Here is a 24,118-nt window from a genome sequence, read left to right as displayed (position 1 = left end):
TGAGGTGATCCCATGTCCGTCGCTTCCGGCACTGCGACAGAGCTCGTCCACCGGATCTTCGACCTCCAGCGCGTGCTGCGGTGCATCGTCAGCACCAGCGTGGCCCGCGAGGCCAAGGTTGGTTTCGCCCTCCAGGGCGTGCTGCGCTTCATCGGGGAAGGGGAGTCCCGGGCCACACACCTTGCGTCGCGGCTCGGCGTCAGCCCGCCGGTTCTCAGCCGGCATATCGCCGAACTCGAGGAGCTCGGACTGGTGGTCCGGCGTCCGGACCCGGCTGACGGCCGCGCGCAGCTGGTGGCCCTCTCCGAGGAAGGCATCGCCCAGCTCCATGAATTCGAAGACCACCGCAGCGCGAGGCTCCGCGACTACCTCGCCGAATGGAGTGAGGAAGACGCGCTCGAAGCGGGCCGCGTCATCGAAAAGCTGACGGACTCACTCACCCGGTCCATCCGGGACCAACATTCCTTCCGGGCAAAGGCGGCCGGTTCTCCCACACTGATCGACACCACAGAGGAGGCAACGAGCCTTGGCAAAGCAAACGCTTGAAAGCCCGACGGCGGCCCGCACCGCCGGGGGACAGGCACCGGCCGCAAGCGGCCCCGCACCCGTGAACGCCGCACCTGCGAACACCGCGCCGATGACCCACCGCCAGATCATGGAAGCCTTGACGGGCCTCCTCGCCGCGTTCTTCACGGCCATCCTGAGCAGCACCATAGTGGCGAACGCACTGCCGACCATCATGTCCGAACTGCACGGCACCCAGACCGACTTCGCCTGGGTGATCACCGCGGCCCTCCTGGCCAACGCCGCCACCACGCCCATCTGGGGCAAGCTCGCCGACCTCTTCGACAAGAAGCTCCTGGTCCAGCTGAGCATCGTCATCTTCGTGGCCGGCTCCGTGCTGGCCGGCTTCTCCGAAACCATTCCGCTGCTGCTGGCCGCCCGCGTCGTCCAGGGCGTGGCCCTCGGCGGTCTCACGGCCCTGGCCCAGGCCATCATCGGCACCATGATCCCGCCGCGGGACCGCGGCAAGTACTCCGGCTACATGGGCGCCGTCATGGCGGTGGGAACCGCGGGCGGTCCGCTGCTGGGCGGATTCATCGTGGACAGCCCGCTGGGCTGGCGCTGGACCTTCTTCGTCTGCGTGCCGCTCGCCGTCGTCGCGCTCATCCTGCTCCAGGCGACCCTGAAGATCCAGCACATCAAGCGCCCGGCCAGGATCGACTGGCTCGGCTCCATCCTGCTCACCGCGGGCGTCAGCCTGCTGCTGATCTGGGTCTCCTTCGCCGGCAACCCCGACTACTACGACTGGATCTCCTGGCAGTCCGCGGCAATGGTGGGCGGCGGGGTGCTGCTCCTGGCCCTCTTGGTGCTGGTGGAATCCAAGGTGGAGCAGCCGATCATCCCGCTCAAGATCATCCGTGAGCGCACCACAGCGCTGTCCATCATCGCCTCCGTGGCCGTGGGTGTGGCCATGTTCAGCTCGTCCACGTTCCTGGGCCAGTACTTCCAGGTGGCCCGCGGCGCCACGCCCACCGAGGCCGGCCTGCTGACCCTGCCGATGATCGCCGGCAACCTGGTGGGCTCGGTGGTGTCCGGGCAGCTGATCAGCCGCCACGGCAAGTGGAAGGGCTTCCTGCTGGGCGGTTCGGTGCTGCTTATCGGCGGCCTGGCCCTGGCCGGCACCATCGACCACACCACCGAACTGTGGATCACATCCATCTACACCGCAATCTTCGGCCTGGGCCTCGGCCTGCTGATGCAGAACCTGGTACTCGCCGTGCAGAACACGGTCCGCGCCCAGGACATCGGCTCGGCCAGCGCCTCCGTGGCGTTCTTCCGGTCCGTGGGCGGCGCCATCGGTGTTTCGGTGCTCGGCGCCGTCATGAGCAACCACGTCAAGGACCTCGCCGCCGAGGGACTGGCGGCCGCCCACATCCCGGTGACCGGCAGTTCGGGAGGCGCCAGCATGGACCTCGTGGACCTGCCTGAGCCCATCCGGGAAATCATGCGCGCCGCATATGGCGACGCAACAGCCCTGATTTTCCTGATTGCCGCGGCAATTTCGGTGGTCGCATTCCTTGCCGTGCTGTTTATCAAGGAAGTCCCGCTGCGCCGGACCGTTGATGCGGCACCGGAAAGAGCGACGCCGGAAAAGGAACTGCCGGTTTCCGGTGTGGAACAGTCTGCGCCCGACGCCGGGCCTTCCGAAATGCACGACGGCGGACGCCCGCTTCGGGTGCCGGACGCCGCAGTTGCCGGTGAGGACCTCGATCTTGAGTTCGCCCGGATCCTGACCGAAGAACGTCCCGCACGCCCCGGCGGCGGCCGGCTTGCCGCCGTCGCCGGCCTGCAGCAGGTCCACGAGCAACTGGCGCACACCCAGCAGTTGCTCGCCGAACAGCTCGCGGGCCTCAACGAGGCGCAGCGCAATCTGCAGCTGGGGCTGGCCGAGCAGCGGGCCACCGCGGCGGAGCAGTCCAGGACGGCTGCCGGGCTCGCGGCGCTGCGCAAGGAACTCAAGCGCGAACGCCGCCGACTCGAGGGCGCGGCCCTGCTGCTGGTGGCCGGCGACGCGGCCGCTCCGGCGAAGCCCACCAAGGAGCACGGCCGGCACGCCGGCTGACGGCTTTCCGCCCGGACTCCGGCCCGAAACTGAACCATATGGAGCATCCCTGCGGCGTCCGGTACGCCGCAGGGATGATCTTTGCCCGGAATTGTTGCGCCGAGGCAACGGATTTCGTACAGTTGGAAGGCTAATACTGTCAGCGCCTGCTGCTACTAATCTCCTTACTCATTCGCGCTCTTCTATTTAAGGATCCGTGGGCATGCTTCTCACCCTGATACGGCGCTACTCCAAGCCGTATTTGCCGCAAATCCTGGCCGTCATCCTATTCCAGCTGGCGTCCACCATTGCGACCCTGTACCTCCCCAGCCTCAACGCCAAAATCATTGATGAGGGAGTTTCCAAGGGCGACACCGACTACATCTGGCAGACCGGGGCCCTCATGCTCGCCGTCGCCTTCGGCCAGGTCATCACGGCCGTTGCCGGTGTCTATTTCGGCTCGCGCGTGGCCATGTCCATGGGCCGCGACCTGCGCCGCGAAGTCTTCCGTAAAGTCAGCAGCTTCTCCGCCAAGGACGTCAACGCCTTCGGCGCGCCGACCCTGATCACCCGGGGCACCAACGACGTCCAGCAGGTCCAGATGCTCATGCTCATGGGCCTGAACTTCATGGTCTCCACGCCTATCATGTGCGTGGGCGGCATCATCATGGCGCTACAGGAAGACCTCAGCCTGTCCTGGCTGGTCTGGGTGTCCGTGCCGGTGCTAGTGGCCGTGGTGGGCTACCTCGTGGTGCGCCTGATGCCGCTCTTCCGGTCCATGCAGAAGAAGATCGACGCCATCAACGGCGTGCTGCGCGAACAGATCATCGGCATCCGCGTGGTCCGCGCCTTCGTCCGCGAACCCTACGAGGTCAAGCGCTTCGGGGCAGCGAACAAGGACCTCACCGAGGTCTCGGTCAAGATCGGCAACCTGTTCGTCCTGATGTTCCCCGCCATCGGCATGATCCTGCACCTGTCCACGGCCGCCGTGCTCTGGTTCGGCGGGGAACGGGTGGACTCCGGGGCTATGGAAGTCGGCGCCCTGACAGCCTTCCTGCAGTACCTGCTGCAGATCCTGATCGCCGTCATGATGGGCACCTTCATGGCCATGATGATCCCGCGTGCCTCGGTATGCGCGGACCGCATCGGCGAGGTGCTCGACGTCGAACCCTCCATCCACAACCCCGCCGCCCCGGTGACCCCCGCCGAAAAGAAGGGCCGCGTGGAGTTCCGCGACGTCACCTTCAAGTACCCCGGCGCCGAAGAACCGGTGCTGAGCAACATCTCTTTCTCGGCCGAACCCGGCCAGACCCTCGCGATCATCGGCTCCACGGGGTCCGGCAAAACCACCCTGGTGTCCCTGCTGCCGCGGCTCTACGACGTCGCCTCCGGTGACGTATTGCTCGACGGCGTCCCCGTCACCGAACTGGACCGCGACGAAATCACCAGCCGGGTGGCTTCCGTGCCGCAGAAGCCCTACCTCTTCTCCGGCACCATCGAGCACAACCTGCGCTTCGGCAAGACCGAGGCCACCGAGGACGAACTCTGGGCCGCGCTGGAAACCGCCCAGGCCAAGGACTTCGTCCAGGAAAAGAGCGCCGGGCTCAACCGGCGGATCGCCCAAGGCGGCACCAACGTCTCCGGCGGCCAGCGCCAGCGCCTGTGCATCGCCCGCGCCTTGGTCACCCAGCCCAAGGTGTACCTCTTCGATGACTCCTTCTCCGCCCTGGACGTCGCCACGGACGCACGGCTCCGGCGCGCACTCAAGGAGAAGACCCGGGACGCCACGGTGATCATCGTCGCCCAGCGTGTCTCCACGATCGCCGACGCGGACCAGATCCTGGTGCTGGACAACGGCCGGATCGTTGACCGCGGCACCCATGAAGAACTCCTGGAAACCTCACCCACGTACCAGGAAATCGTCGAATCCCAGCTGAGCGCGGAGGAAGTGGCATGAGCGAAGCAAAGAACCCGTCCGCGGCCGCCGTGGACGACGACGACTTCGAGGAACCCGAGTACACGCCCACGGAGGCCGACGGCGGCATGTTCGGCGACATGCCCGCCAAGAAGGCCAAGGCCTTCTGGCCCTCCGCGAAGCGCCTCATGGGCCTGCTCAAACCCGAAGGCGCCGGCGTGATCTTCGTGATCGGCCTCGTGGTGGTGTCCGTGGTGCTCAATGTCATCGCCCCGAAGGTCCTCGGCGGCGCCATGGACGTCATCTTCGGCGGCTACATGGGCAAACGGCTGCCCGAGGGCGTCAGCCAGGAACAATTCACCGAAATGCTCCGCCAGCAGGGGCAGGACAACTATGCGGACATGCTGTCCAAGCTCCAGCTGACGGATGGGATCGACTTCCCGCGGCTGACGTTCCTGATTTCGATCGTGCTCCTGATGTACTTCGTGGCCAACATCTTCCTGTGGGCCCAGGGCTACGTCCTGAACCGGATCGTCATGAAGGTCATCAACCGCCTCCGCGACGACGTCCAGGCCAAGCTCAACCGCCTGCCGCTGAACTACTTCGACACCCGGCAGCGCGGAGACATCCTCTCCCGCGTGACCAACGACGTCGACAACGTCCAGCAGGGCCTGCAGCAGGCCTTCGCGCAGCTGGTCAGCTCGGTGCTGACGGTGCTCGGCATCGTGGTCATGATGTTCATCGTGTCCTGGGAACTGGCGCTGATCGCCCTGATCGCCCTGCCCCTGTCCGGCATCGTGGCGGGCGTGATCGGTTCGCGCAGCCAGAAGCTGTTCGCCGCGCAGTGGAAGAACACCGGTGCGCTCAACGGGCAGATCGAGGAGTCATTCTCCGGCCACGAGCTGGTTAAGGTCTTCGGCCGTGACGCGGACATGCTGGTGCGCTTCGACGAACGCAACGAGGCCCTGTACAAGGCGTCCTTCGGGGCGCAGTTCGTCTCCGGCATCATCTTCCCGGCCATGAACTTCATCTCCTATCTCGCGTACGTGGGCATCGCCGTCGTCGGTGGCCTGCGGGTGGCCTCCGGCTCCATGAGCCTGGGCGACGCGACGGCGTTCATCCAGTACTCCCGTGAGTTCACCCAGCCGCTGGGCCAGATCGCCGGCATGGCCAACATGCTGCAGTCCGGCGTGGCCTCGGCCGAGCGTGTGTTCGAATTCCTGGACGCGGACGAGCAGGTTCCCGAGGATGCCGCCAAGCACCTGCCGGCGCGCACGGACGGGCACGTGGAGTTCGAGAACGTGTCCTTCAGCTATGTGGCGGACAAGCCGCTCATCGAGGACCTGTCCTTCAGCGCCGAACCGGGGCACACGGTGGCGATCGTCGGCCCGACAGGTGCCGGCAAGACCACCCTGGTGAACCTGGTGATGCGCTTCTACGAGCTCAACGGCGGCCGGATCACCTTGGACGGCGTGGACATCAAGGAGCTGGGCCGCTCCGAGCTGCGGTCCAAGGTGGGCATGGTGCTGCAGGATGCCTGGCTGTTCGGCGGGACCATCTACGACAACATCAAGTACGGCAAGCTGGACGCCACCGAAGAGCAGATCATGGAGGCGGCCAAGGCCACCTACGTGGACCGCTTCGTGCGGGCCCTGCCGGACGGCTACCAGACAGTCATCGACGAGGAAGGCACCAACGTCAGCGCCGGTGAGAAACAGCTCATCACCATCGCCCGGGCGTTCGTCTCCGATCCGTCGCTGCTGATCCTTGACGAAGCCACCAGTTCGGTGGACACCCGCACCGAACTGCTGCTGCAGAAGGCCATGGCAGCCCTGCGCACGGACCGCACCAGCTTCGTGATCGCGCACCGGCTCTCCACCATCCGCGACGCCGATACCATCCTGGTGATGGAGAATGGCAGCATCGTGGAACAGGGCCGGCACAGCGAACTACTGGCCATGCAGGGCGCTTACTACCGCCTGTACATGTCCCAGTTCGCCGGTGAAGACGCCGGGGAAGTCCCGGTGGATGACACGACGGCGGTGCACAGCTGAGCGCGCCGGACACCTTGCAAGCAGCATCCGCGGAAGAGTCCACAGCGCCCCGGCGCATCACGGTCACCGTGCCGATGCGCTGGGGCGACATGGACGCCTACGGCCACATCAACAACGTCCAGATCGTCCGGATGCTCGAAGAAGCCCGCATCGCGGCGTTCGGGCCGCCCCGGGGCGCCGGGCTGCCCGGCGTTGAGCCGCCTGTGGCGATCTTCAACGACGTCGAGGACGGCATTATGACGCTCGTGGTGGAGCACAGGGTCCGCTACGCCCGCACCCTCGACTACCGCAACATCCCGGCGGAGGTCGAGATCTGGGTGGGCGCCGTCAAGGGGGCCAGCTTCGACCTCCACTACGTCATCAAGGATCCCGTGACAGGCGAGGAGTGCGTGAAGGCCAGCACCCACTTGGCCTTCGTGGATGAAGCAACGGGCCGGGTCCGCCGGCTCACCCCGGAACAAAAGGAACGCCTGGAGCCCTACCGGGCCTGAGCAGTTACCTGACCGGGGCCTGCCCAATCAGCCCGGACACCCTGCAGCGTCCCGGGCGCCCGCATGGCCGTAGAGTTTCAGCATGAAACTTGAGATCGCCGTGGTGGGCGTCCAGGGCGCTGTTGTCGCAGCCGTTGAAGGAGCGGACCGGATCGAGCTGTGCAGCGCCCTGGAGCTTGGCGGGCTGACCCCCAGCCAGGGCCTCATGGAATCCTGCCTCGACGCCACGGCCGGCGTGGCTCGTGCGGCCGCGGCCGGCGTGGCTGCGGCTGGCGCGGTCTTGGAAATCCACCCGCTGATCCGCTGCCGCCCCGGCGACTTCCGCTACTCCGAGGATGAGCTGGCCACCATGGCCAAGGAGATCCGCGCGCTGCTGGGCCAGGGCGCCCATGGTGTGGTGCTCGGCGCGCTCGATGCCCGCAACGGACTGGACGTGGACGCCGTCCGCCGCCTCGCCGACGTGGCCCGGGAGGCAAACGAGGACGCCGAACTGGTCTTCCACCGCGCGGTGGACGAAACGCCGGACCCGGCTGCCGCCGTCGGGCAGCTCGTGGAACTCGGCTTCACCCGCGTTCTGAGCTCAGGGGGAGCGGCGACCGCGGGCGCTGGCCTGCCGGTGCTGTCGCGGATGGTGGAAGCCGCGGAAGGGCGGCTCCAGGTGATGGCCGGCGGCGGGCTGGCCATCGCGGACATCGCGGAGATGCGGCGGGCGGGGCTCGACGCCGTCCACCTCTCGGCCAAGCGGATTGTGTCCGCGTCGGGTACCGGAAGCGCGGGCGGGGGGCCGGCGTCGTACATGGTCACCGACCGGAAGATCGTCGCCGCCGCCAGGGCCGCGGTCGACGCCGGGTAGCAGCGTCTGCTGCGCTACTACGGGAGGTCGACGGGTATCAGTTCCAGGCTCATGAACACGCTGTTGGGGTCCGGGACGTAGTCGGCGAACGGCGGGCACTCGGTGAAGCCATGGCGGACGTAGAGCCGGCGTGCGGCGGCGAAGTAGTCCTCGGAGCCTGTTTCGAGGCACAGCCGCGACAGCCCGCGGCCGCGCGCCTCGCACACGATGGCGGCCAGCAGAAGGCCGGCGATGCCGCGGCCCCGCGCCGCATGCGTGGTGCGCATCGACTTCAGCTCCCCCTCCTTGGCGCCGTCCGCCCCGATGGGGAATTCCTTCAACGCACCGCAGGCCAGCAGCGACCCGTTCTCGCGCGCGGTCCAGAACGTGATCTCCGGCCGGGAAAGTCCGGCGTGGTCGAGGGCGTGCACGCTTTCGGCGGGCGAGGCGGCATACATGTCCGCGAGGTGCTCCTCCAGCAGCAGGCGGACGTCCTCCTGTGCGGGACTGTCGAGGCCGATGTCGATCATGGCGCACAATCTACCGGGCGCTGATGTCAGGCGTGTAAACAGTTGCTCCTGTCAATGCGCAGGCCGGGGAAATCCCAGTGAGTACGGTTCGCAATCCTCCTTTACAGGGCCATGTACGGCGTCAATGATTGAAGGATTCACCACCGATGGTGGAACCCAACCGGAAAGCCCCCCAGGAGCCCCAGTGACGCCCCTGCGCCAAACAGCACAGCAACCCGCAAAAGCAGACCTCCACACCGGCCACCCGGACCTTCCCTGCGGCGTCGGGGATTGGGACAAGCTGCTTTACGGCAACCACCGTTTCGTGGTGGAGGTCCCGTCGGCAGTCCACCCCGCGCCGCCTGCGTTCCTGGTGGTCCTGCCGTGGCGGCGGCAGGATCCGGACCCCGCGGCGGTGGACATCATCGTGGTCTCGGCCGGCAGCGGCCGGCGGGTGCGCAACGTGGTGGTCCGAAATGCCGCCCGGGAATCCGGCGAGCTCGTCTTCGAAGCCGTGGACGGGCCCGGCAGCTACTTCGTCTACTACCTGCCCTACGCGATGCTCGGCGCGGCCCACTATCCGCAGGCACGGTACCTGCCGCGGCGGCCGACGGCGGCACCCGGGTGGGCGGCCGCAGTCGGGAAGGCTGCCGGGAAGTCCGGCGGGGTCGCCGCCGGGCTGCCGGAGGCGACGGTCCTGCGCTACGAGGCCGCGAGCGAGCGTGACTCCTTCGCCCCGATGAACTTCACCGCCACGGAGTCCGAGCTCCACGCCCTCTACGCCACGCACCGCGGGGAAGCGTTCCTGCTTTTTCCCGAGGACCGGCTGAACCCCGTGTCCATGCGGGAGCTGCTCCCGGCGCACTGGGCCATCGACGGGCCCGCGGACACCTTCCGCGCCACCGCCCAGCCCGGCGAGGATTACGTGGTGCAGCTCGGATTGCATGCCGTTGAAGGGCTCGACGGCGTGACAGCCCGGGTGGACGGACCCGACGGCGGCCGTTGCTTGAACACAGAAGGCACCGACCGCCTCGGCCGGCCCCTGGCAAAGCGGCTGTCCGTGGCGGCCGGCTCGGTCCAGGCGCTCTACGTGGTGCTGCCCGTTCCGCAGGAAGCGGCGGGGAGCACGATCACGGCAGCCATCACGGTGGCCGCGGAAGGAACCGTGCCGAAGACCGTCGCCGTCACACTGGACGTGCTGCCATTGGAATCCGCGGAGCCGGACATCCTGGCGGGCGGCTTCGGCGATCCGCGGTACCTGCGCCGGCTCGCCTGGCTGGATTCGGCCCTCGCCCAGGACCACGGCCTCGTGGCGCCGTTCACCGCTATCACCCTCGACGCCGGCACCCGCACCCTCGGCATCCTCGGCCGGACGCTGCGGCTCGCCCCGTCCGGGCTGCCCGAGCAACTGGGCTCCACCTTCACGCCGGCCATGACCGGAACGGACGGACCTGCCGTCGAACTGCTCGCCACGGCCATGCGGCTGGACGTGTCCGCCGCGCAGCACCGCGGCTGGGAGTTCACGCCGCCTGGGTTCACCGTCCACGGTCCGGGCAAGGTGTCCTGGACCAGCCGCTGGCGCAGCATCGGGACGGGCCTGGCAATGGAGCTCCGCGGGGAGCTTGAAGCGGACGGCGCGTGCAGCTTTGCGCTCCGGCTGCGGAACGGTGTCAGCCGGGCGGTGGTGCTCGACGACGTCGGGCTGGCCGCCAAGTTCGTCGAGCCCGCCGTGCCGCTCGCCATGGGGCTCGGCGTGCCGGGCGGCCGGCGCCCGGACTTGCTCGACTGGCGCTGGGACGTGGCCGACAGAAACCAGGACGCGCTGTGGCTCGGCGGGGTGAATGCCGGCGTCCAGCTGTCCTGGCGCGATGCCGGCTACGAACGGCCCCTCAACACCAACTTCTACAAGGAGAAGCCACTGCGGGAACCGGTGTCGTGGGCCAACCGGGTGGACGGGCAGGTGCGGGGCGGCGTCAGGCTGGGGACAGCGTCGGACGGCACGGTTTCCGAGTCCAACACGGTTTCCGAGTCCAACACGGTTTCCGAGTCCAACACGGTGCAGTTGACCGCCTTCAGCGGCGCCCGCACCCTCGCTCCGGGCGACACCCTGGACTTCGACTTCCGGCTGCTCCTCACTCCGTTCAAGCCGATCGACCCCGGCATGCACTTCTCCCGCAGGTACTTCCACGCTCCGGCCGACCCCCGGGAGATCGCCGAATCAGGGGCCACCGTGGTCAACATCCACCACGCCACCGCCCCGGCCCCGTACATCAACGATCCCTTGCTCAGCGCCGGCACCCTGGCCGGCTACGTCCGGGAGGCGCACGCCCGGGGACTGCGCGCCAAGGTCTACAACACGGTGCGGGAGCTGACCTTCCACAGCCCGGAGCTGCTGCCGCTGATGTCCCTGGGGCACGAGGTCTTCAGCGACGGGCCGGGGGAGGGCCACCCCTGGCTCCAGGAACACGCCGGGAGCGGCTACGTGTCCGCCTGGTTCGCCCCCGACGTCGAGGACATCGCCGTGGTGACCACCGGGGAGTCCCGCTGGGAGAACTTCTACGTCCGGAGCCTGGCCGAACTGGCGAAGACCACCGGCGTGGATGGCATCTACCTGGACGACATCGCCTACGACCGGCACACCATGCTGCGGGTGCGCAAGGTCCTCGAACGCCAAGTCCTCGAACGCCATTGCCCGAGTCCAAGCCCGGGCCCCGAGATTGACCTGCATTCGGCCAACCAGTTCACGGCCAAGGACGGCTTCGCGTCCTCCGCGAACCTCTACATGGAACAGCTGCCCTACGTGGACCGGCTCTGGTTCGGCGAGTACTTCGACTACCACACCACCTCCCCGGAGTACTGGCTCGTGGAGCTCTCCGGCATCCCGTTCGGGCTCATGGGCGAAATGCTCGAAGGTGGCGGCAACCCCTGGCGCGGCATGGTGTTCGGCATGACCGGCCGCGCACCCGCCGTCGACAACCGTCCCCTCTGGCAGTTGTGGCAGGACCAGGGCCTGGAACGCGCCCGCATGACCGGGTTCTGGGACCCGGACGCCACGGTCCGCACCAGCCATCCGCGGGTCCTCGCCACCACGTGGTCCGGCGACGGCGGCATGGTGGTGGCGCTCGCCTCCTGGGCCGAGGAGACTGTGGACGTGACCCTGGAGTTCGGCGGAACACACGACGGCGGAACGGTGTCGTTCCCGTTTCACGCCCCTGCGATCGCGGGCTTCCAGGCGGCCGCCGAGTACACCCCCGGCCAAGCCATCCGCATCGCCCCCGGCCGCGGACTCCTGCTCACGATCGGATACGCACATGACTGACCCGGCAACTCCGGCCTCCCTCACCGCCGGCAACATCACTTTCGGCACCGTCACCCTCGACGTCGCCGATCTTGGTCCGGAGAGCCCGCTGCCCCCGGTCGCGGCCGGCATCCACACCCCCTACCGCGTGGGCATCGGGGTGCCGGACGAGCTGAAGGCCAGGTCCGCCTACGGCTACCCGCCCAACATCTACCCGTACACCATCCAGGACGGCTACTCGCGGGAGCGGCAGGCACGTGAGCTTCCCGCCGTCGTGCTCGAAAACCGGCACCTCAAGGCGACCGTCCTGCCGGGCCTCGGCGGCCGGATCTGGGAACTGCTGGACAAAGCCACCGGCAAGCAACTCCTGCACAGCCCCCGCACCATCCAGTTCGCCAACTTCGCGCTGCGCAACGCGTGGTTCGCGGGCGGTCTCGAGTGGAACATCGGCACCCGCGGCCACACCCCCACCTCCTGCATTCCCTGGCACACCGCCCTGCTGACGGCCCCGGACGGTCAACAGCTCCTGCGGATGTGGGAGTTCGAGCGGCTCCGCGGCGTGGTAGTCCAGGTGGACCTCTGGCTCCCGGCGGACTCACGGGTGCTGTTTTCAGCCGTCAGGCTCCGCAACCCGGACCCGGACGAGGTGCCCATGTACTGGTGGAGCAACGCCGCCGTGCCGGAAACCCCGGACACCCGCGTGATCGCCCCGGCCCACACGGCGTTCGGCAGCGACTACGAAACCGACATCCAACGGGTCACTCCCACCGACCACGAAGGCACGGACGCCACGTGGCCGGTGCGCAATGCCCACGCCGCGGACTACTTCTTCGACATCCCCGAAGGACACCGGCACTGGATCGCCGCGGTGGACGCCGACGGCGACGGGCTGGCCATGCTGTCCACGTCCCGGCTGCGCGGCAAGAAGCTGTTCGTCTGGGGCCAGGGCGACGGCGGGCACAACTGGCAGGAATGGCTGAGCCCGGGTGCGGGGGTAGGCTACGCGGAAATCCAGGCCGGGCTGGCACAAACCCAGTTCGAGCACCTGCCCATGCCCGGCGGCGCCGAGTGGAGCTGGGTGGAAGCCTACGGAAACGCCGGACTCGACCCCGAGGCCGCCCACGGCGGCTGGGACGCGGCCGTCGACCACGCGCAGTCCAGGCTCGCCGGGCTCGCGGACCAGCAGGCCCTCGACGCGGCGCTCGCCTACGCGGCGCCCCTGGCCGACACCGCCCCGCAGGACATGCTGTTGGCCGGCACCGGCTGGGGTGCCCTCGACGAAGAACTCCGCCGGGCCTCCGGCGCGCAACCGTTGGACAGCGGCGGCACGCCCTTCGCCGCGGACACCCTCACCGCAGACCAGGCGCCCTGGCTGGAGCTGCTCCGGCAGCCAGTTCCCGACGCCGACAGCCCCTTCGTGTTCCCCGCGTCCGGAAGCTTCGTGGCCGGGCCGGCCTGGGAACGACTGCTTGAAGGGGCGGCGGGGGCCGAGGCCCGCTTCCACGAGGCAACCCTGAAGCACGCCCGGCAGGACCTCGTGCCGGCCGAAAGACTGTACGTCCAGGCCGTGGTCATCGATCCCGGGCACGCGCTGGCCCACCGCGGCCTGGGCCTGCTCCTGCTCGCCACGGCCCGCGTCGACGCCGGCCTCGCCGAACTCCGCGCAGCCTGCGCCGCGGACCCGGCATCCGGGAAGCTGTTGGCCGAGGCCATGACCCTGCACTTGGCCCACGGGGAACCCCGGGCCGCGCTCCTGCTGGCGGAACAGGCACCCAGCGGGGCCACCGCGGCCGGTCGCAACCGCTTCCTCACCGCCCGCGCCATGGCCGGCAGCGGCAGGACGGACGACGCCGCCGCGATCTTGAAGGAAGGGGTGGAAATCCCGGACCTGCTCGAGGGCGACAACGCGATTTCCGAGCTTTGGCTGCAGCTGTGTCCGGGGGAGGAGGTTCCCCGGAAATACCGCTTCAGCATGCACTAGCCCGGCAGGCGGGGCGGTGAAATGCCCGGCCAAACCATGTAAGTTTGCTAGGTGACTCCCGCCAGCAACGCCACCGTCTCCCGTGCGTCCGGAATCTCCAAGGAAATCGAAGACGCCGCGTGGTTCGTGCTCGGGCCTGCCCTGCAGGGCAAGCATTCCGCGCTCGACGGGCGCACCCACACCTGGACCACCGAGGCCGCCACGGAATTGCTCGGACGCCTGGAACGCGGCGTCGAGGACAGCAAGGCGCCCATGATGACCAACCTGCGCCGCAACCTGGAGGGGGCCAGCCGCGAGGCCAAGCTCCTCGCCGTCGAACTGCTGTTCCTGCAGTCCCTCCCGCTGGCGCACGAGGTCAAGTCCCTGAAGGTCAAGCGCGCCCGCGTGGCCGAGGCCGCGTCCTGGCTGGAACCGGCCCTGCAGCTGCCGGACGAGCTCTACCGCGACATGACCGACCACGGCGTCATCCGGGACCGCACCGCGGAATTCAACTGGACCATCTGGGACCAGCTCGGCTGGCTGTGCCGCTTCGTGGCGCAGGTGGACAAGCAGCCGACGGCGGTGGTTGCCACAGCGCTCGCCGACCCTCTGGCGTTCCATGAGCTTGCAGCCGGAACCCCCGGCGACCAGCCCGCCATCCGCCGCAGCATCGAGTATTTGGCATGGCCGGGCTATTTCGAACCCGTGGTGGCCGATGTGGAGCGCCGGGAAATCCGGGACGCCTTCGCCTCCCTGGTGGGCGGGGCCAAGGGGGACAGCGAAGAGGACATCACCGCGGACATCCACCGCATCCGCCTGCACCTGGACGAACAGGCCGGGCAGCGCACCGACTGGTACTCCCGTCAGCTCGTGGGCCAGTGGCGCAAGGTGGGCGATCCGGGCCGCAGGGCCTGGCTGATGCGCACCCACCACGACTCCGCCGAGCTCCTCGCCGCCTGGCAGGACGAGGAAAAGGCGACCCTCGACGTCGAGCACCTGCGCGAACTGCAGCCAGGCGTCGCCGCCGGGCTGGTCCAGCGCGTGGTGGACGAAGACTGCAAGCACCTGGGCTATGTGGAACGCGAGGACATCAAGACCGCCGTCTTCGCCTACCTGACCGTGATGAAGCCCGGCGACCTGGCCTTGTTCCAGCACGCGGGATCGGTGCGGATCGGCGTGGTGCTGGGCGAGGCCGAGCACGACGGCGGGAAGCGGCAGCTGCGCCGCAAAGTGCGCTGGTTCGAGGAAAGCCACCCCATCGCCGAGGCGCCCCGGCACGTGCAGCGCCAGCTCTCCACGCCCGGGATCGTCGTGGACGTCACCCGGGTGATGAGCCTGCTGCAGGCGCTGCTGCCCGCGGAAGCGGAATCCGACGGCGAGGACACCGCCGCCCCCGAGTCCGCCGTCGAGCCCGTCCTTGAAGGCTTCCGCCCGCTCAGCGAGGACTTCGCCGCGTCCCTGCACATGGACCTGGAGCCGCTGCAGGAAATCGCCGGGCTCCTGGAGGACAACCGGCAACTGGTCCTGTACGGCCCGCCCGGCACCGGCAAGACCTACCTCGCCAAGCACCTGGCCGCCGAGCTCGCCGGGGACAGCACCGACGAGCGCGTGAAGCTGGTGCAGTTCCACCCGTCATACGCCTATGAGGACTTCTTCGAGGGCTACCGACCGGACAAGACCGACGACGGCCAGGTGTCCTTCAAGCTCGTGGCCGGGCCGCTGCGCCGCCTGGCGGAGGAAGCGGCCAAACCGGAAAACGCGGCCAAGCCGTACTTCCTGATCATCGACGAAATGAACCGGGCCAACCTGGCCAAGGTGTTCGGCGAGCTGTACTTCCTGCTCGAATACCGGGACGACCGGATCTACCTGCAGTACAGCCCCAACGAGCCCTTCAGCCTGCCGGACAACCTGTACATCATCGGCACCATGAACACCGCTGACCGGTCCATTGCCATGATGGACGCCGCGATCCGCCGCCGTTTCGCGTTCGTGGAACTGCACCCGAAGGTGGAGCCGATCCGCGGCACCCTGCGGCGGTTCCTCGAGGCCCGCGGCCTGGACACCTTGAACGCCGACCTGCTCGACGCGCTCAACGAGGCGATCGACGACTGGGACCGGGACCTCATGATCGGGCCGTCCTACTTCATGAAGGGCGCCGCGCAGACCCCGGCCGGGCTGCGGCGGATCTGGAAATACGAACTTATGCCGCTGCTGGAGGAGCACTACCACGGGCAGCTGAACCGGGCACAGGTGGAAGAGCGATTCGGGCTGGAGCAGCTGCTGGGACGCCTTGCCTCCCGCTGAGCAGCGCCCCGCTGAGCCGCACTCCGCCGGCAGGCGCCCTGTGGCGGTCCCGCCCCGGCCCCGGCACACGCCCGGCGCGCGGCACATCGTGCTGGACGAACAGTCCCGCGGCGTCGTCGAGCGGCTGGACGCCGATACGGCCGCCTTCCTCAACTCGAGCGGGCTCGCCAACGCCGCACCGATGGGCATGGGACTGTACCGCATCGAACCGACCGGCAAGGTGGGCTCGGTGCGCACCCCCACCGTGCAGTTCGAGGTGCGGCCCAAGGACCGGCTGGGCCTGCAGCGGCTGCTGTTCCTGCTCAGCTACGCAGGGGACCAGGGCTTCCGCGAGGACTCAGTGGACGCGATCGAGCACCGGGACCTCTGGAGCGCCCTGGCCGAATCGCTCGCCCAATTGGCCGAACGCGCCCTCGTTCGCGGCCCGATGCAGGGCTACGTGACCGTAGAGGAATCCCTGCGCACCGTCAAGGGACGCATCCGGATCTCCGAGCAGATCGCCCGCCGGCCCGGCCTGCTGGTGCCCCTGGAGGTGTCCTACGACGAGTTCAGCGAGGACATCGCCGAAAACCGCATCCTGAAGGCCGCGCTGGCCCGGATGGGCCAGGTCCCGAGCGTCCGTCCCGAGGTGCTGAGCCGCCTCCGCCGCCTGGGCGGAAAGCTCGACGGCGCCACGCCCCTGGTGCCCGGCGCGCCCCTGCCGCACTGGCAGGCCACCCGGATGAACCTGCGCTTCCATGCCGCCTTGCGACTGGCGGAGGTGATCCTGCGCAACTGCTCGGCCGAAGCGGGCGACGGCAAGCAGCGCAGCGCCGCTTTCGTGGTGGACATGTCCACCGTGTTCAAGGAATTCGTGGGCGTCGCGCTGCGCGAGGCGATGCGCGTCCACCCGGGCGAAACCCGGATGCAGTACGGGGCCATGCTCAACGAAGCGGTGCGGGATTCGGACCGGATCACCGTCCGCCCGGATGCCGTGCATTTCCTGGGTGGCCGCCCCGTGGTGGTCTACGGTGCCAATTACGCAGCCGGCCCGGACACCGGTGCGTCCCCGAACGCCGACCACTACCGGATGCTCGCGTACTGCACGGCGTTGCAGGTCCCCACGGCCTGGCTTGTCTACGCAGGGCGGGGCGAGATGAAGCTGCGGCGCATCCTCAATACCGATATCGACGTGGTGGAGTACCCGCTGGACCTGTCCAAGCCACCCGCCGAAATCCTCGCCGCCGTGGCGGACCTGGCCCAGCAGTCGTGGGGAGAAGTGGTCCGCCAAGCCCGCGGATGAGGCCCGCCGCCGCGGCCCGTCCGCGCGGCTGCTGCGGCATGGTTGCGGGCTGTTCCGTGCCGGCGCCAACAGGTCTAGCCTGAGAGCAGACCGCTGCGGATGGAGGCAACGATGGGCGGCATGAGGAAGAAAAAGTCCTGGAAAGACATGACTCCCGGGCAGCGCCGCGTCGCCATCGTGGCCGGTGTCCTGGAGTTCGCGCTGATGCTTGCGGCACAGCGCAGCATTTCAAAGACCCCGGCGGCACAGATCCGTGGAAACAAGGCCCTCTGGCGGGCCGCATGCTTCATCAACTTCTTCGGCCCGGTGGGGTATTTCCTCTTCGGACGGCGCAAGGGTACCGCAGCCCATTCGGCCTGAGGAGACTCCGGGTCACCGTCGCTAGGCGTCGCTAGGCGGGCATCCGCACGGTGAAAGCGGTGCCCTGCCCGGGCGCGCTTTCCAAGGTGATGGTGCCGCCGTGGGCCTCGACAATGGCCTTCGTGATGGGCAGGCCGAGGCCGATGCCGGGGATGGTGCTGTTGCGGACGCCGTGTGCCCGGAAGAACCTGGCGAAGGCCTGGTCCTGTTCATCGACCGTCATGCCCATGCCGCTGTCCCTGACCCGGCACACCACCTCGCCATCCTCCCGCCACGCGGCCACCTCGACTTCGCCGCCGTTGGGGGAGTACTTGATGGCGTTGGAGATCAGGTTGTCCAACACCTGGGAAATCCGCGATGAGTCCGCGCGGGCCTGGAGGGTGTCCGGGACGTTCACGGAGAGGCGGACTCCGGCCTGCGCCGCGCGGGGGCCGGCGGAATCGATGCTTCCGCGCACCAGCTCGGCCAGGTCCAGCGCCTCGGGCTGGACGGCCAGGTGGCCGGAGCGCACCGCGAGCAGGTCCGAGACGAGGGTCAGCATCCGCTGGGCGTTGCGCTGCACTACGTCGAGCTGCCCCCGGGTGGCGGGACCGAGGTCTGCATCGTCCAGCACGAGGTCCAGATACCCCAGGATGGACGTGAGCGGTGTCCGGAACTCATGGGACACGCTGGCCACGAAATCGTCCTTCGCGGCCAGGGCATTGACCAGCTCCGTGACGTCGCTGAAAACGATGACCGAGCCCGCGAAGTTCTGTTGCTCGTCGCGCATCGGCCGGGCGCTGGTACTGAAGGCGCGCTGGTCCGGTCCGGTGCCGATCCAGATCAGTTGGTCGCTGAACTTCTCCCCGAGGACCGCCCGCCGCACCGGTCGCTGGTCGCCGGGTACCGGCGTCGTCCGGTCTTCCCCGAAGACCAGGAGCTGGGACTCGTTGGGGTCGGCGACGCCGGCGGGCGTCGCCAGGCGGTGGGTGCGGCGCTGGCGGGGGTTCATGAGGATGTCGTGCCCGTCGCCGTCGACGGCAACCACGCCGAGGGGCAGGGCGTCCAGGACGGTGTCCAGGAGCCGTTCGTGGTGGCGGCTGGCTTCGAACGCGGCGTTGAGTGCCACGTCCTTTTCTTCGAGGGTCTTCTGTTGGCGCATCATGCTCGTGGTGACCACGCTGACCGAGACGCCGATGCCGAGCATCAGGATCGGAAACAGGAAGGGGCGGCTGAGATCCTGTGCCGTGGTCTCTCCCCGGAGGAGCAGCGGCCCCCAGACCACGCCGAGGGGACCCAGGAAGCACATCACCACCGCCATCCGCGGGTAGAGGCCGGAGGCGCACAGCCAGATCACCGGAAGGACCACCAGCACGCCGAGCCCGGTGAGTGCCTCCTGCCCGCCTTCGCGGCCAAAGGTAATGGAGACCATGTCCAGGAGCGGGATCACCAGGAAGCTCGGGAACGGCAGCCGGTGCCAGGGAACCGCGAAGCAGGCCACCAGGAGCAGGGCCTGGCTGATGAGGAAGGTCCGGAACAGCTGGTTGTCGAGCGTGTCCGGGAAGAACAGCAGCACCAGTACTGCCGTGATAGCTGCCGTGACCGAGAGGGGTATCTGGGTGAGTACCACCCGCATCCGCAAGGTGTGCTCATGGAAGGCGCGCTTGAAGAACGGCGGCCTTTCGGCGCTTTCGACGTTCGGGCGTGTCACCTGACCTCCGGGGATCGGCTTTGGGTGGCGGCTTATGGCCCCAAGCCTATCCATCGGCGGCTATACTTCTGGGTAATCGAGTGGCTGGGGGCTGCCGTGGGTGATGCGCGCGTTGGATTGGTGATCGAGGACGACCAGGATATCCGTGGGCTGGTCGAGGCGGTGCTGACCCAAGCCGGTTTTCGGGTCCATCTTGCCGCCACCGGAATCGCAGGCCTGGACGCCGCGAGGGACCTCGATCCCGACATCATCACCTTGGACATCGGCCTGCCGGATATCGACGGCTTCGAGGTGGCCCGCCGCATCCGCGAATCCTCGGACGCGTACATCGTCATGCTGACGGCCCGCACCGACGAGATCGACACCCTCCTGGGCCTGAAATCCGGCGCCGACGATTACCTGACCAAGCCCTTCCGGCCCCGCGAGCTGCGCGCGCGGGTGGAGGCCATGATGCGGCGGCCCCGTTCGGCGTCGAACGTTGGGAACGCAAAGGAGGCCGACGACGCGGCGGTCCTGCGCCACAACGGCCTGGTGGTGTCCGCGGCAGCCCGCTCGGCCGTGCTCGATGGCACGGAGCTGCAGCTGACCCGCAGCGAATTCGAGCTGCTGCTCGCGCTGCTGGAGACCGGCCGGACCGTACGGTCCAAGACGGACCTCGCCCGTCGCCTCCGCAATGAACCGTACGACGCCGGCAGTTACGTCAGCGACCCGGACGAGCGTTCCGTCGAGGTGCACATGGGCAACCTGCGCAAGAAGCTGGGCGACAGCAAGTTGTCGCCTCGCTGGCTGGAAACCGTGCGGGGCATCGGCTACCGGCTGGCCCCGGCGGTCCGCGATAACTGACAGGATCTTCAGCGACTCGGCGATTCGAGGCAGCGGATGGTGTCGGAGACGTGGTGGTCGATCTCGCTGAGTTGTGGGACGAGGTCCGCCAGATGGCTCCCGTCAGGCAGGAGGTTCATGCTGGCCTCCAGTTCCGCGGCCAGGCGGCGCAGGCAGACGGCGCCCACCATGTCGCTGGAGGTCTTCAGGCTCAACACCGCGTCCACGGCGTCGTCCAGGTTCCGCTCGTCCAGGGCGTGATGGAGCCGCGAGAGCCGCAACGGCAGCATCGCCACATACTTGCGGACGAACGCGCTGGTGACGGTCGCGTCGCCGAGTTCGCTGTCGAGCCCATGCAGGACGGCAGGGTCCACCAGCGCGCCACGGCATCCTTCGCACCCGGTCATGGTTTCCCTCCTGCCTCGTACGCGGCGACATCAGGACTCAACAGTAAGGCGGCTCGGAACCGGGCAGCAGGGGGCCGACGCAAGCTTGAGCAAATCTTGAGCGGGCGCCGCACGGCCCTTGAGGAAGGCGGCCCGGAGCGCCCCTCAGGGGCGCGGACCGCCGTCGAGGAATCCGGTGAGCTGGGCCTCCAGGGCGCTGCGGTCCTTCAAACCGCACTCCCACACGGTGAGCACCTCCCAGCCGGCGGCCGCGAGGCGTTCGCGCTGCACGGCGTCGCGCTCGCGGGTGCGGCGCCGCTTGGTCTCCCAGAACTCGGCGTTGGCCGCGGGTGCGTGCCGCCCGGCAGGGCAGTCGTGGAAATGCCAGAAGCAGCCGTTCACGAAAATCACCTTGTGCCGGCTTGCGAATACCAAGTCCGGGCTCCCCGGAAGCTTCCCGCCCGCCGCCATGCCGTGCAGGCGGTAGCGATAGCCCTTGGCATGCAGGAGCCGGCGGACCAGGAGCTCGGGTTTGGTGTTCTTGCCGCGGATCCTGGACATGTTCCGGCTGCGCTGCTCAGGTGTGAGCAGATCACGGCTCAGCAGGTCCCGGCTTTCGCCCATGATCCGAGTCTAGCCACGGTGACCGTGCGCGGCGCCTGGAAAGACAGCAGCCGGATCCACGCCGGCTCCGGTCCGTGCAGGCGTGCGCCCGGCAGTGCGGCCGCCGTTTCCTGGACGACGACGGCGGCCTCCAGTTCCGCGAGTTTCGCGCCGAGGCAGCGGTGGATGCCGGAGCCGAAGGCCAGTCCGTAGGGCAGCGGACCCCTGGTGCCGGGCGCCTCCGGGCCGTGGTGTCCTGTCAGTTCCAGCAGGATCTCCTCGCCGGCGCGGATGGCCTCGCCGTTGAGCTCGGTGTCCCGGCTGGCCACACGGCGCCACGTGGGCACGGAGGACTCACTCGCGAGGACATTCCGCACCAGTTCCGTGGCCTTGTCCTTGGCCGACGCTTCGTCCCATGCGACGCCCATGGAGCCTTCGGCCAGCCGGTAAAGGGCGGTGCTGATGAGCTGGGTGGTGGTTTCTTGCCCGGCGATCAGCAGGAAGTAGCCCAGGGAACAGATTTCCGGGGTGCTGAGCCCGTGCTCATGCAGGGACTTGAACAGGTTCCGGCCCGGGGACGCCACGGATTCCAGTACCAGGTCCCGCAGCCAGCGGTAGAAATCGGCGGCGCTGCGGGCGAGCTCCAGTTGGCGTTCCGGGCCGGGCCAGCCCCAGAACAATTCCAGGGAGTCCAGGCTCCACGCCTTCAGCTCCGGGAGGTCCCGGACCGGCAGGCCCAGCATTTCCAGCATCACCACTGCCGGCGGAAGGGCAGCCACGGCCTGCACCAGTTCCACGCGGCCCGCGGCGTCGAGCTCGTTGGCGGCCTCATACGCGGATTCCTTGGCCAGTTGGCGGATCCGTGGCTCCATCGCCTCCACGGTTGCCGGGGTGAAGAAACCTGCCACCACCTTGCGGATCCCGGGGTGGGAGTCCGTGTCGTTGCTGGCCAGGACAGGCGGAAGCGCGAAGCGGGCGCCCTGCAGGATGCGCAGGGCTTGGCCGGACAGCGGCGTCACGGCCACCAGGGCGTTGGCCGGGCCGAAGTCGTCGGGGCGGTGCAGGACCTCGCGGACCTCGGCGGGTTCCCGGACCACACGGTAGGGGCATCGGGCGGCGGTCATGAGAGTCCGCCCAGCCACAGGTTTTCCAACCAAAGCGGCGCCTGCTCGCGGAACGCCTCCGCCGGCAACGCCGACGCGGCGTCCGGAAGCGCGCCCAGCAACGGGGCGGCACCGGAGGAGAAGGCCGCCCGGTTGCCCTGTTCTGCCAGTCCGGGATGCTCCGGCCAGCTGCCCAGGATCACGCCCGTCACTGCAAGGCTCCTGTGGTCCAGGGCCTCCAGGGTCAGTCCGGTGTGGTTCAAGGTCCCCAGCGAGGGCCGGGCGACCACCGCAAAGCCGGCCCCGTCGCCGAGCAGGGCGCCGAGATCGGCCAGGGTTCCGCCGTCGGGATCCAGCTCCACCAGCAGCCCGCCCGCGCCCTCCACCAGCACGTGGTCGTGCCCGGCGGCGAGCTGCCGGATGCGTTCGGCGTGCGTGGCCAAGGGCGGCAGTTCCACGCCGTCCAGCGCGGCGGCCTGCACCGGGGCCAGCGGTTCCTCGAGGACGACGCCGGCCTCCGCCGTCAGGGGAGCGGCGAGCCGGGAGATTTCGGAACAGTCCGAGTCGCCATCCTTGTTGCCGCTTTGGCACGGCTTGTAGGCCGCCACCGTGCGGCCGCGGGAGTGCAGGGCGGCGGCCAGGGCAGCCGTGGCGACCGTCTTTCCGACGCCGGTGTCCGTGCCGGTGACGAGGATGATGGGTGGCAGGCTCTGGTGGTCTCGCGTCATGGGGTTTCCTCCAGGATGCCGCGCAGCGTTGCGCAGGCGTAGTCGATCTCGTCGGGGGCGAGGGTGGCCCGGGCGGTGAGGCGCAGCCGGGACACGCCGTCCGGGACCGACGGCGGCCGGAAGCAGCCCACCCGGATCCCCATCTCGCGCGCTGCCCGGCTCGCGCGCAAGGCGATGCCGGCGTCGGGCAGCGGGATGGACAGGACGGGGCCCGCTTGTGCAGTCTCCTGCCGCAGGGCGGCCGCCAGCCGGGCCGCGTTGTCCCGGACGGCGGCGGGACGCCACGGCTCGTCGCCAATGACCCGGAGGCCTTCGAGGGCGGCGGCCGCGGACGCCGGTGCCAAGGCGGTGTCGAAGATGAAGCTCCGAGCCCGGTTGACGAGGTGTTCCCGCAGCAGGGCTGAACCCAGGACCGCGCCGCCTTGGCTGCCGAGGGCCTTGGACAGGGTGGCGGTGAGCACCACGTTCGGGTGGCCGGCCAGGGCAGTCCCGGCCACGGCGCCGTGTCCTTCGTGTCCTTTGGCGCCGGCCCCGCCGGAGACGCCTAGGCTGTGGGCCTCGTCGATCAACAGCATGGCGTCGTGTTCCACGGCCAGGTCCAGCAGGGATGCCAGGGGCGCGGCGTCGCCCCACACGCTGTAGATGGACTCGACGGCGATCAGCGCCCGCGGCTCGCTGTTCCCTTGACGATTGTGTCGTTCCGAAAGCAGCCGCGCGGCATCCTCGGTGTCGTTGTGCGCGAACGTTTCCACCCGCGAACGCGACAAACGGAAGCCGTCGATCAGCGAGGCATGGCAGTGCTCGTCGGCCACGATCAGCGTGCCCGGACCGCCCAGCGCCGTCACCACGCCCAGGTTCGCCAGGTATCCGGAGGAGAACACCAGGCCGGCCTCCATCCCGGTGAAGCGGGCCAGCTCCTCCTCGAGCTCCAAGTGCAATGCGGTGGTACCGGCCACGAGCCGCGAGGACGTGGCGCCCGTGCCCCAGCGGCGGACGGCCTCGCACGCAGCTTCGGCCAGTCGAGGATCGGACGCGAGGCCCAGGTAGTCGTTGCTGGACAGCTCCACCACAGGGCCTCCGGCAGGACGGGTTTCCACCGACCGGGTTTCCGGTGAGCGTCGCAGCCCGCGGCGCTCGCGGACGGCGGCCTGCTGTTCCAGCCACCGGGTCATCGAG

At 68.7% G+C, this 24,118-nt stretch carries 19 protein-coding genes; 12 read left to right on the top strand and 7 right to left on the bottom strand.

Going from position 1 to position 24,118, the window contains the following annotated elements; all coding sequences use genetic code 11:
- The first annotated feature begins 12 nt into the window (after positions 1–12).
- The 6 genes from D3654_RS10955 (at position 13) to D3654_RS10930 (ending at position 7,918) form a co-directional block, all read left to right on the top strand.
- Entirely contained in the window at positions 13–546 is a 534-nt protein-coding gene (locus tag D3654_RS10955; protein WP_120521519.1) for a MarR family winged helix-turn-helix transcriptional regulator, read from the top strand.
- Positions 547–637: 91 nt separating this feature from the next.
- Entirely contained in the window at positions 638–2,626 is a 1,989-nt protein-coding gene (locus D3654_RS10950; protein ID WP_120521553.1) for an MDR family MFS transporter, read from the top strand.
- A gap of 202 nt (positions 2,627–2,828) precedes the next feature.
- On the top strand, positions 2,829–4,562 hold the full coding sequence (locus D3654_RS10945) for an ABC transporter ATP-binding protein (RefSeq protein ID WP_120521518.1): 1,734 nt from the start codon (positions 2,829–2,831) through the stop codon (positions 4,560–4,562).
- Positions 4,559–6,574 (top strand): ABC transporter ATP-binding protein, encoded by a 2,016-nt coding sequence (locus D3654_RS10940; protein WP_120521517.1) that lies wholly within the window; start codon positions 4,559–4,561, stop codon positions 6,572–6,574. Before D3654_RS10945 ends, D3654_RS10940 begins: the two co-directional genes overlap by 4 nt.
- Before the next feature lie 74 nt (positions 6,575–6,648).
- Entirely contained in the window at positions 6,649–7,065 is a 417-nt protein-coding gene (locus D3654_RS10935; protein ID WP_120521552.1) for an acyl-CoA thioesterase, read from the top strand.
- Positions 7,066–7,147: 82 nt separating this feature from the next.
- On the top strand, positions 7,148–7,918 hold the full coding sequence (locus D3654_RS10930; RefSeq protein WP_120521516.1) for a copper homeostasis protein CutC: 771 nt from the start codon (positions 7,148–7,150) through the stop codon (positions 7,916–7,918).
- A gap of 17 nt (positions 7,919–7,935) precedes the next feature.
- Here D3654_RS10930 and D3654_RS10925 read toward each other — a convergent pair whose 3' ends face one another.
- Entirely contained in the window at positions 7,936–8,427 is a 492-nt protein-coding gene (locus tag D3654_RS10925; protein ID WP_120521515.1) for a GNAT family N-acetyltransferase, read from the bottom strand.
- A 184-nt stretch (positions 8,428–8,611) separates the two neighbouring features.
- Here D3654_RS10925 and D3654_RS10920 point away from each other — a divergent pair, with 184 nt between their 5' ends.
- From D3654_RS10920 to D3654_RS10900, 5 genes are all read left to right on the top strand, one after another.
- The gene (locus D3654_RS10920) at positions 8,612–11,725 is read left to right on the top strand and encodes a glycoside hydrolase domain-containing protein (RefSeq protein ID WP_120521514.1); all 3,114 of its coding nucleotides are present in this window, start codon (positions 8,612–8,614) and stop codon (positions 11,723–11,725) included.
- Complete coding sequence (locus D3654_RS10915) at positions 11,718–13,685, top strand: DUF5107 domain-containing protein (protein ID WP_120521513.1); 1,968 nt, start codon at positions 11,718–11,720, stop codon at positions 13,683–13,685. Before D3654_RS10920 ends, D3654_RS10915 begins: the two co-directional genes overlap by 8 nt.
- Positions 13,686–13,736: 51 nt before the next feature.
- Complete coding sequence (locus D3654_RS10910) at positions 13,737–15,968, top strand: McrB family protein (RefSeq protein ID WP_120521512.1); 2,232 nt, start codon at positions 13,737–13,739, stop codon at positions 15,966–15,968.
- Between the two features lie 40 nt (positions 15,969–16,008).
- A complete protein-coding gene (locus D3654_RS10905) occupies positions 16,009–17,250 on the top strand; it encodes an McrC family protein (RefSeq protein ID WP_245413181.1) in 1,242 nt (413 codons plus the stop codon).
- Positions 17,251–17,370: 120 nt separating this feature from the next.
- Complete coding sequence (locus tag D3654_RS10900) at positions 17,371–17,610, top strand: PLDc N-terminal domain-containing protein (RefSeq protein ID WP_120521550.1); 240 nt, start codon at positions 17,371–17,373, stop codon at positions 17,608–17,610.
- Between the two features lie 31 nt (positions 17,611–17,641).
- Here the strand turns inward: D3654_RS10900 and D3654_RS10895 are convergent, their stop codons facing one another.
- Positions 17,642–19,225, bottom strand: coding sequence for a PAS domain-containing sensor histidine kinase (locus D3654_RS10895; RefSeq protein ID WP_245413185.1), 1,584 nt, complete (start codon positions 19,223–19,225; stop codon positions 17,642–17,644).
- A 171-nt stretch (positions 19,226–19,396) separates the two neighbouring features.
- On the opposite strand from D3654_RS10895, the gene D3654_RS10890 reads away from it, so the two are divergent.
- Complete coding sequence (locus tag D3654_RS10890) at positions 19,397–20,143, top strand: response regulator transcription factor (RefSeq protein ID WP_205571785.1); 747 nt, start codon at positions 19,397–19,399, stop codon at positions 20,141–20,143.
- A gap of 8 nt (positions 20,144–20,151) precedes the next feature.
- Here the strand turns inward: D3654_RS10890 and D3654_RS10885 are convergent, their stop codons facing one another.
- The 5 genes from D3654_RS10885 to D3654_RS10865 form a co-directional block, all read right to left on the bottom strand.
- Positions 20,152–20,529: an Hpt domain-containing protein gene (locus tag D3654_RS10885; RefSeq protein ID WP_120521510.1), complete on the bottom strand. Its 378-nt coding sequence runs from the start codon at positions 20,527–20,529 to the stop codon at positions 20,152–20,154.
- A gap of 144 nt (positions 20,530–20,673) precedes the next feature.
- Positions 20,674–21,132, bottom strand: coding sequence for a very short patch repair endonuclease (locus D3654_RS10880; RefSeq protein ID WP_120521509.1), 459 nt, complete (start codon positions 21,130–21,132; stop codon positions 20,674–20,676).
- A complete protein-coding gene (locus D3654_RS10875; RefSeq protein ID WP_120521508.1) occupies positions 21,108–22,235 on the bottom strand; it encodes a cytochrome P450 family protein in 1,128 nt (375 codons plus the stop codon). The genes D3654_RS10880 and D3654_RS10875 overlap by 25 nt, the downstream gene beginning before the upstream one ends.
- Positions 22,232–22,942 (bottom strand): dethiobiotin synthase, encoded by a 711-nt coding sequence (gene bioD, locus D3654_RS10870; protein ID WP_120521507.1) that lies wholly within the window; start codon positions 22,940–22,942, stop codon positions 22,232–22,234. Before bioD ends, D3654_RS10875 begins: the two co-directional genes overlap by 4 nt.
- Positions 22,939–24,114, bottom strand: a complete 1,176-nt coding sequence (locus D3654_RS10865) for an 8-amino-7-oxononanoate synthase (protein WP_120521548.1) — start codon at positions 24,112–24,114, stop codon at positions 22,939–22,941. Before D3654_RS10865 ends, bioD begins: the two co-directional genes overlap by 4 nt.
- Between the last annotated feature and the right edge of the window lie 4 nt (positions 24,115–24,118).

It is taken from the genome of Arthrobacter celericrescens, from assembly GCF_003614925.1.
GTDB classification, from domain to species: Bacteria; Actinomycetota; Actinomycetes; order Actinomycetales; family Micrococcaceae; genus Arthrobacter; species Arthrobacter celericrescens.
Note: the sequence above shows the minus strand (reverse complement) of the source record. Positions and strands in the feature narration are given on the sequence as shown.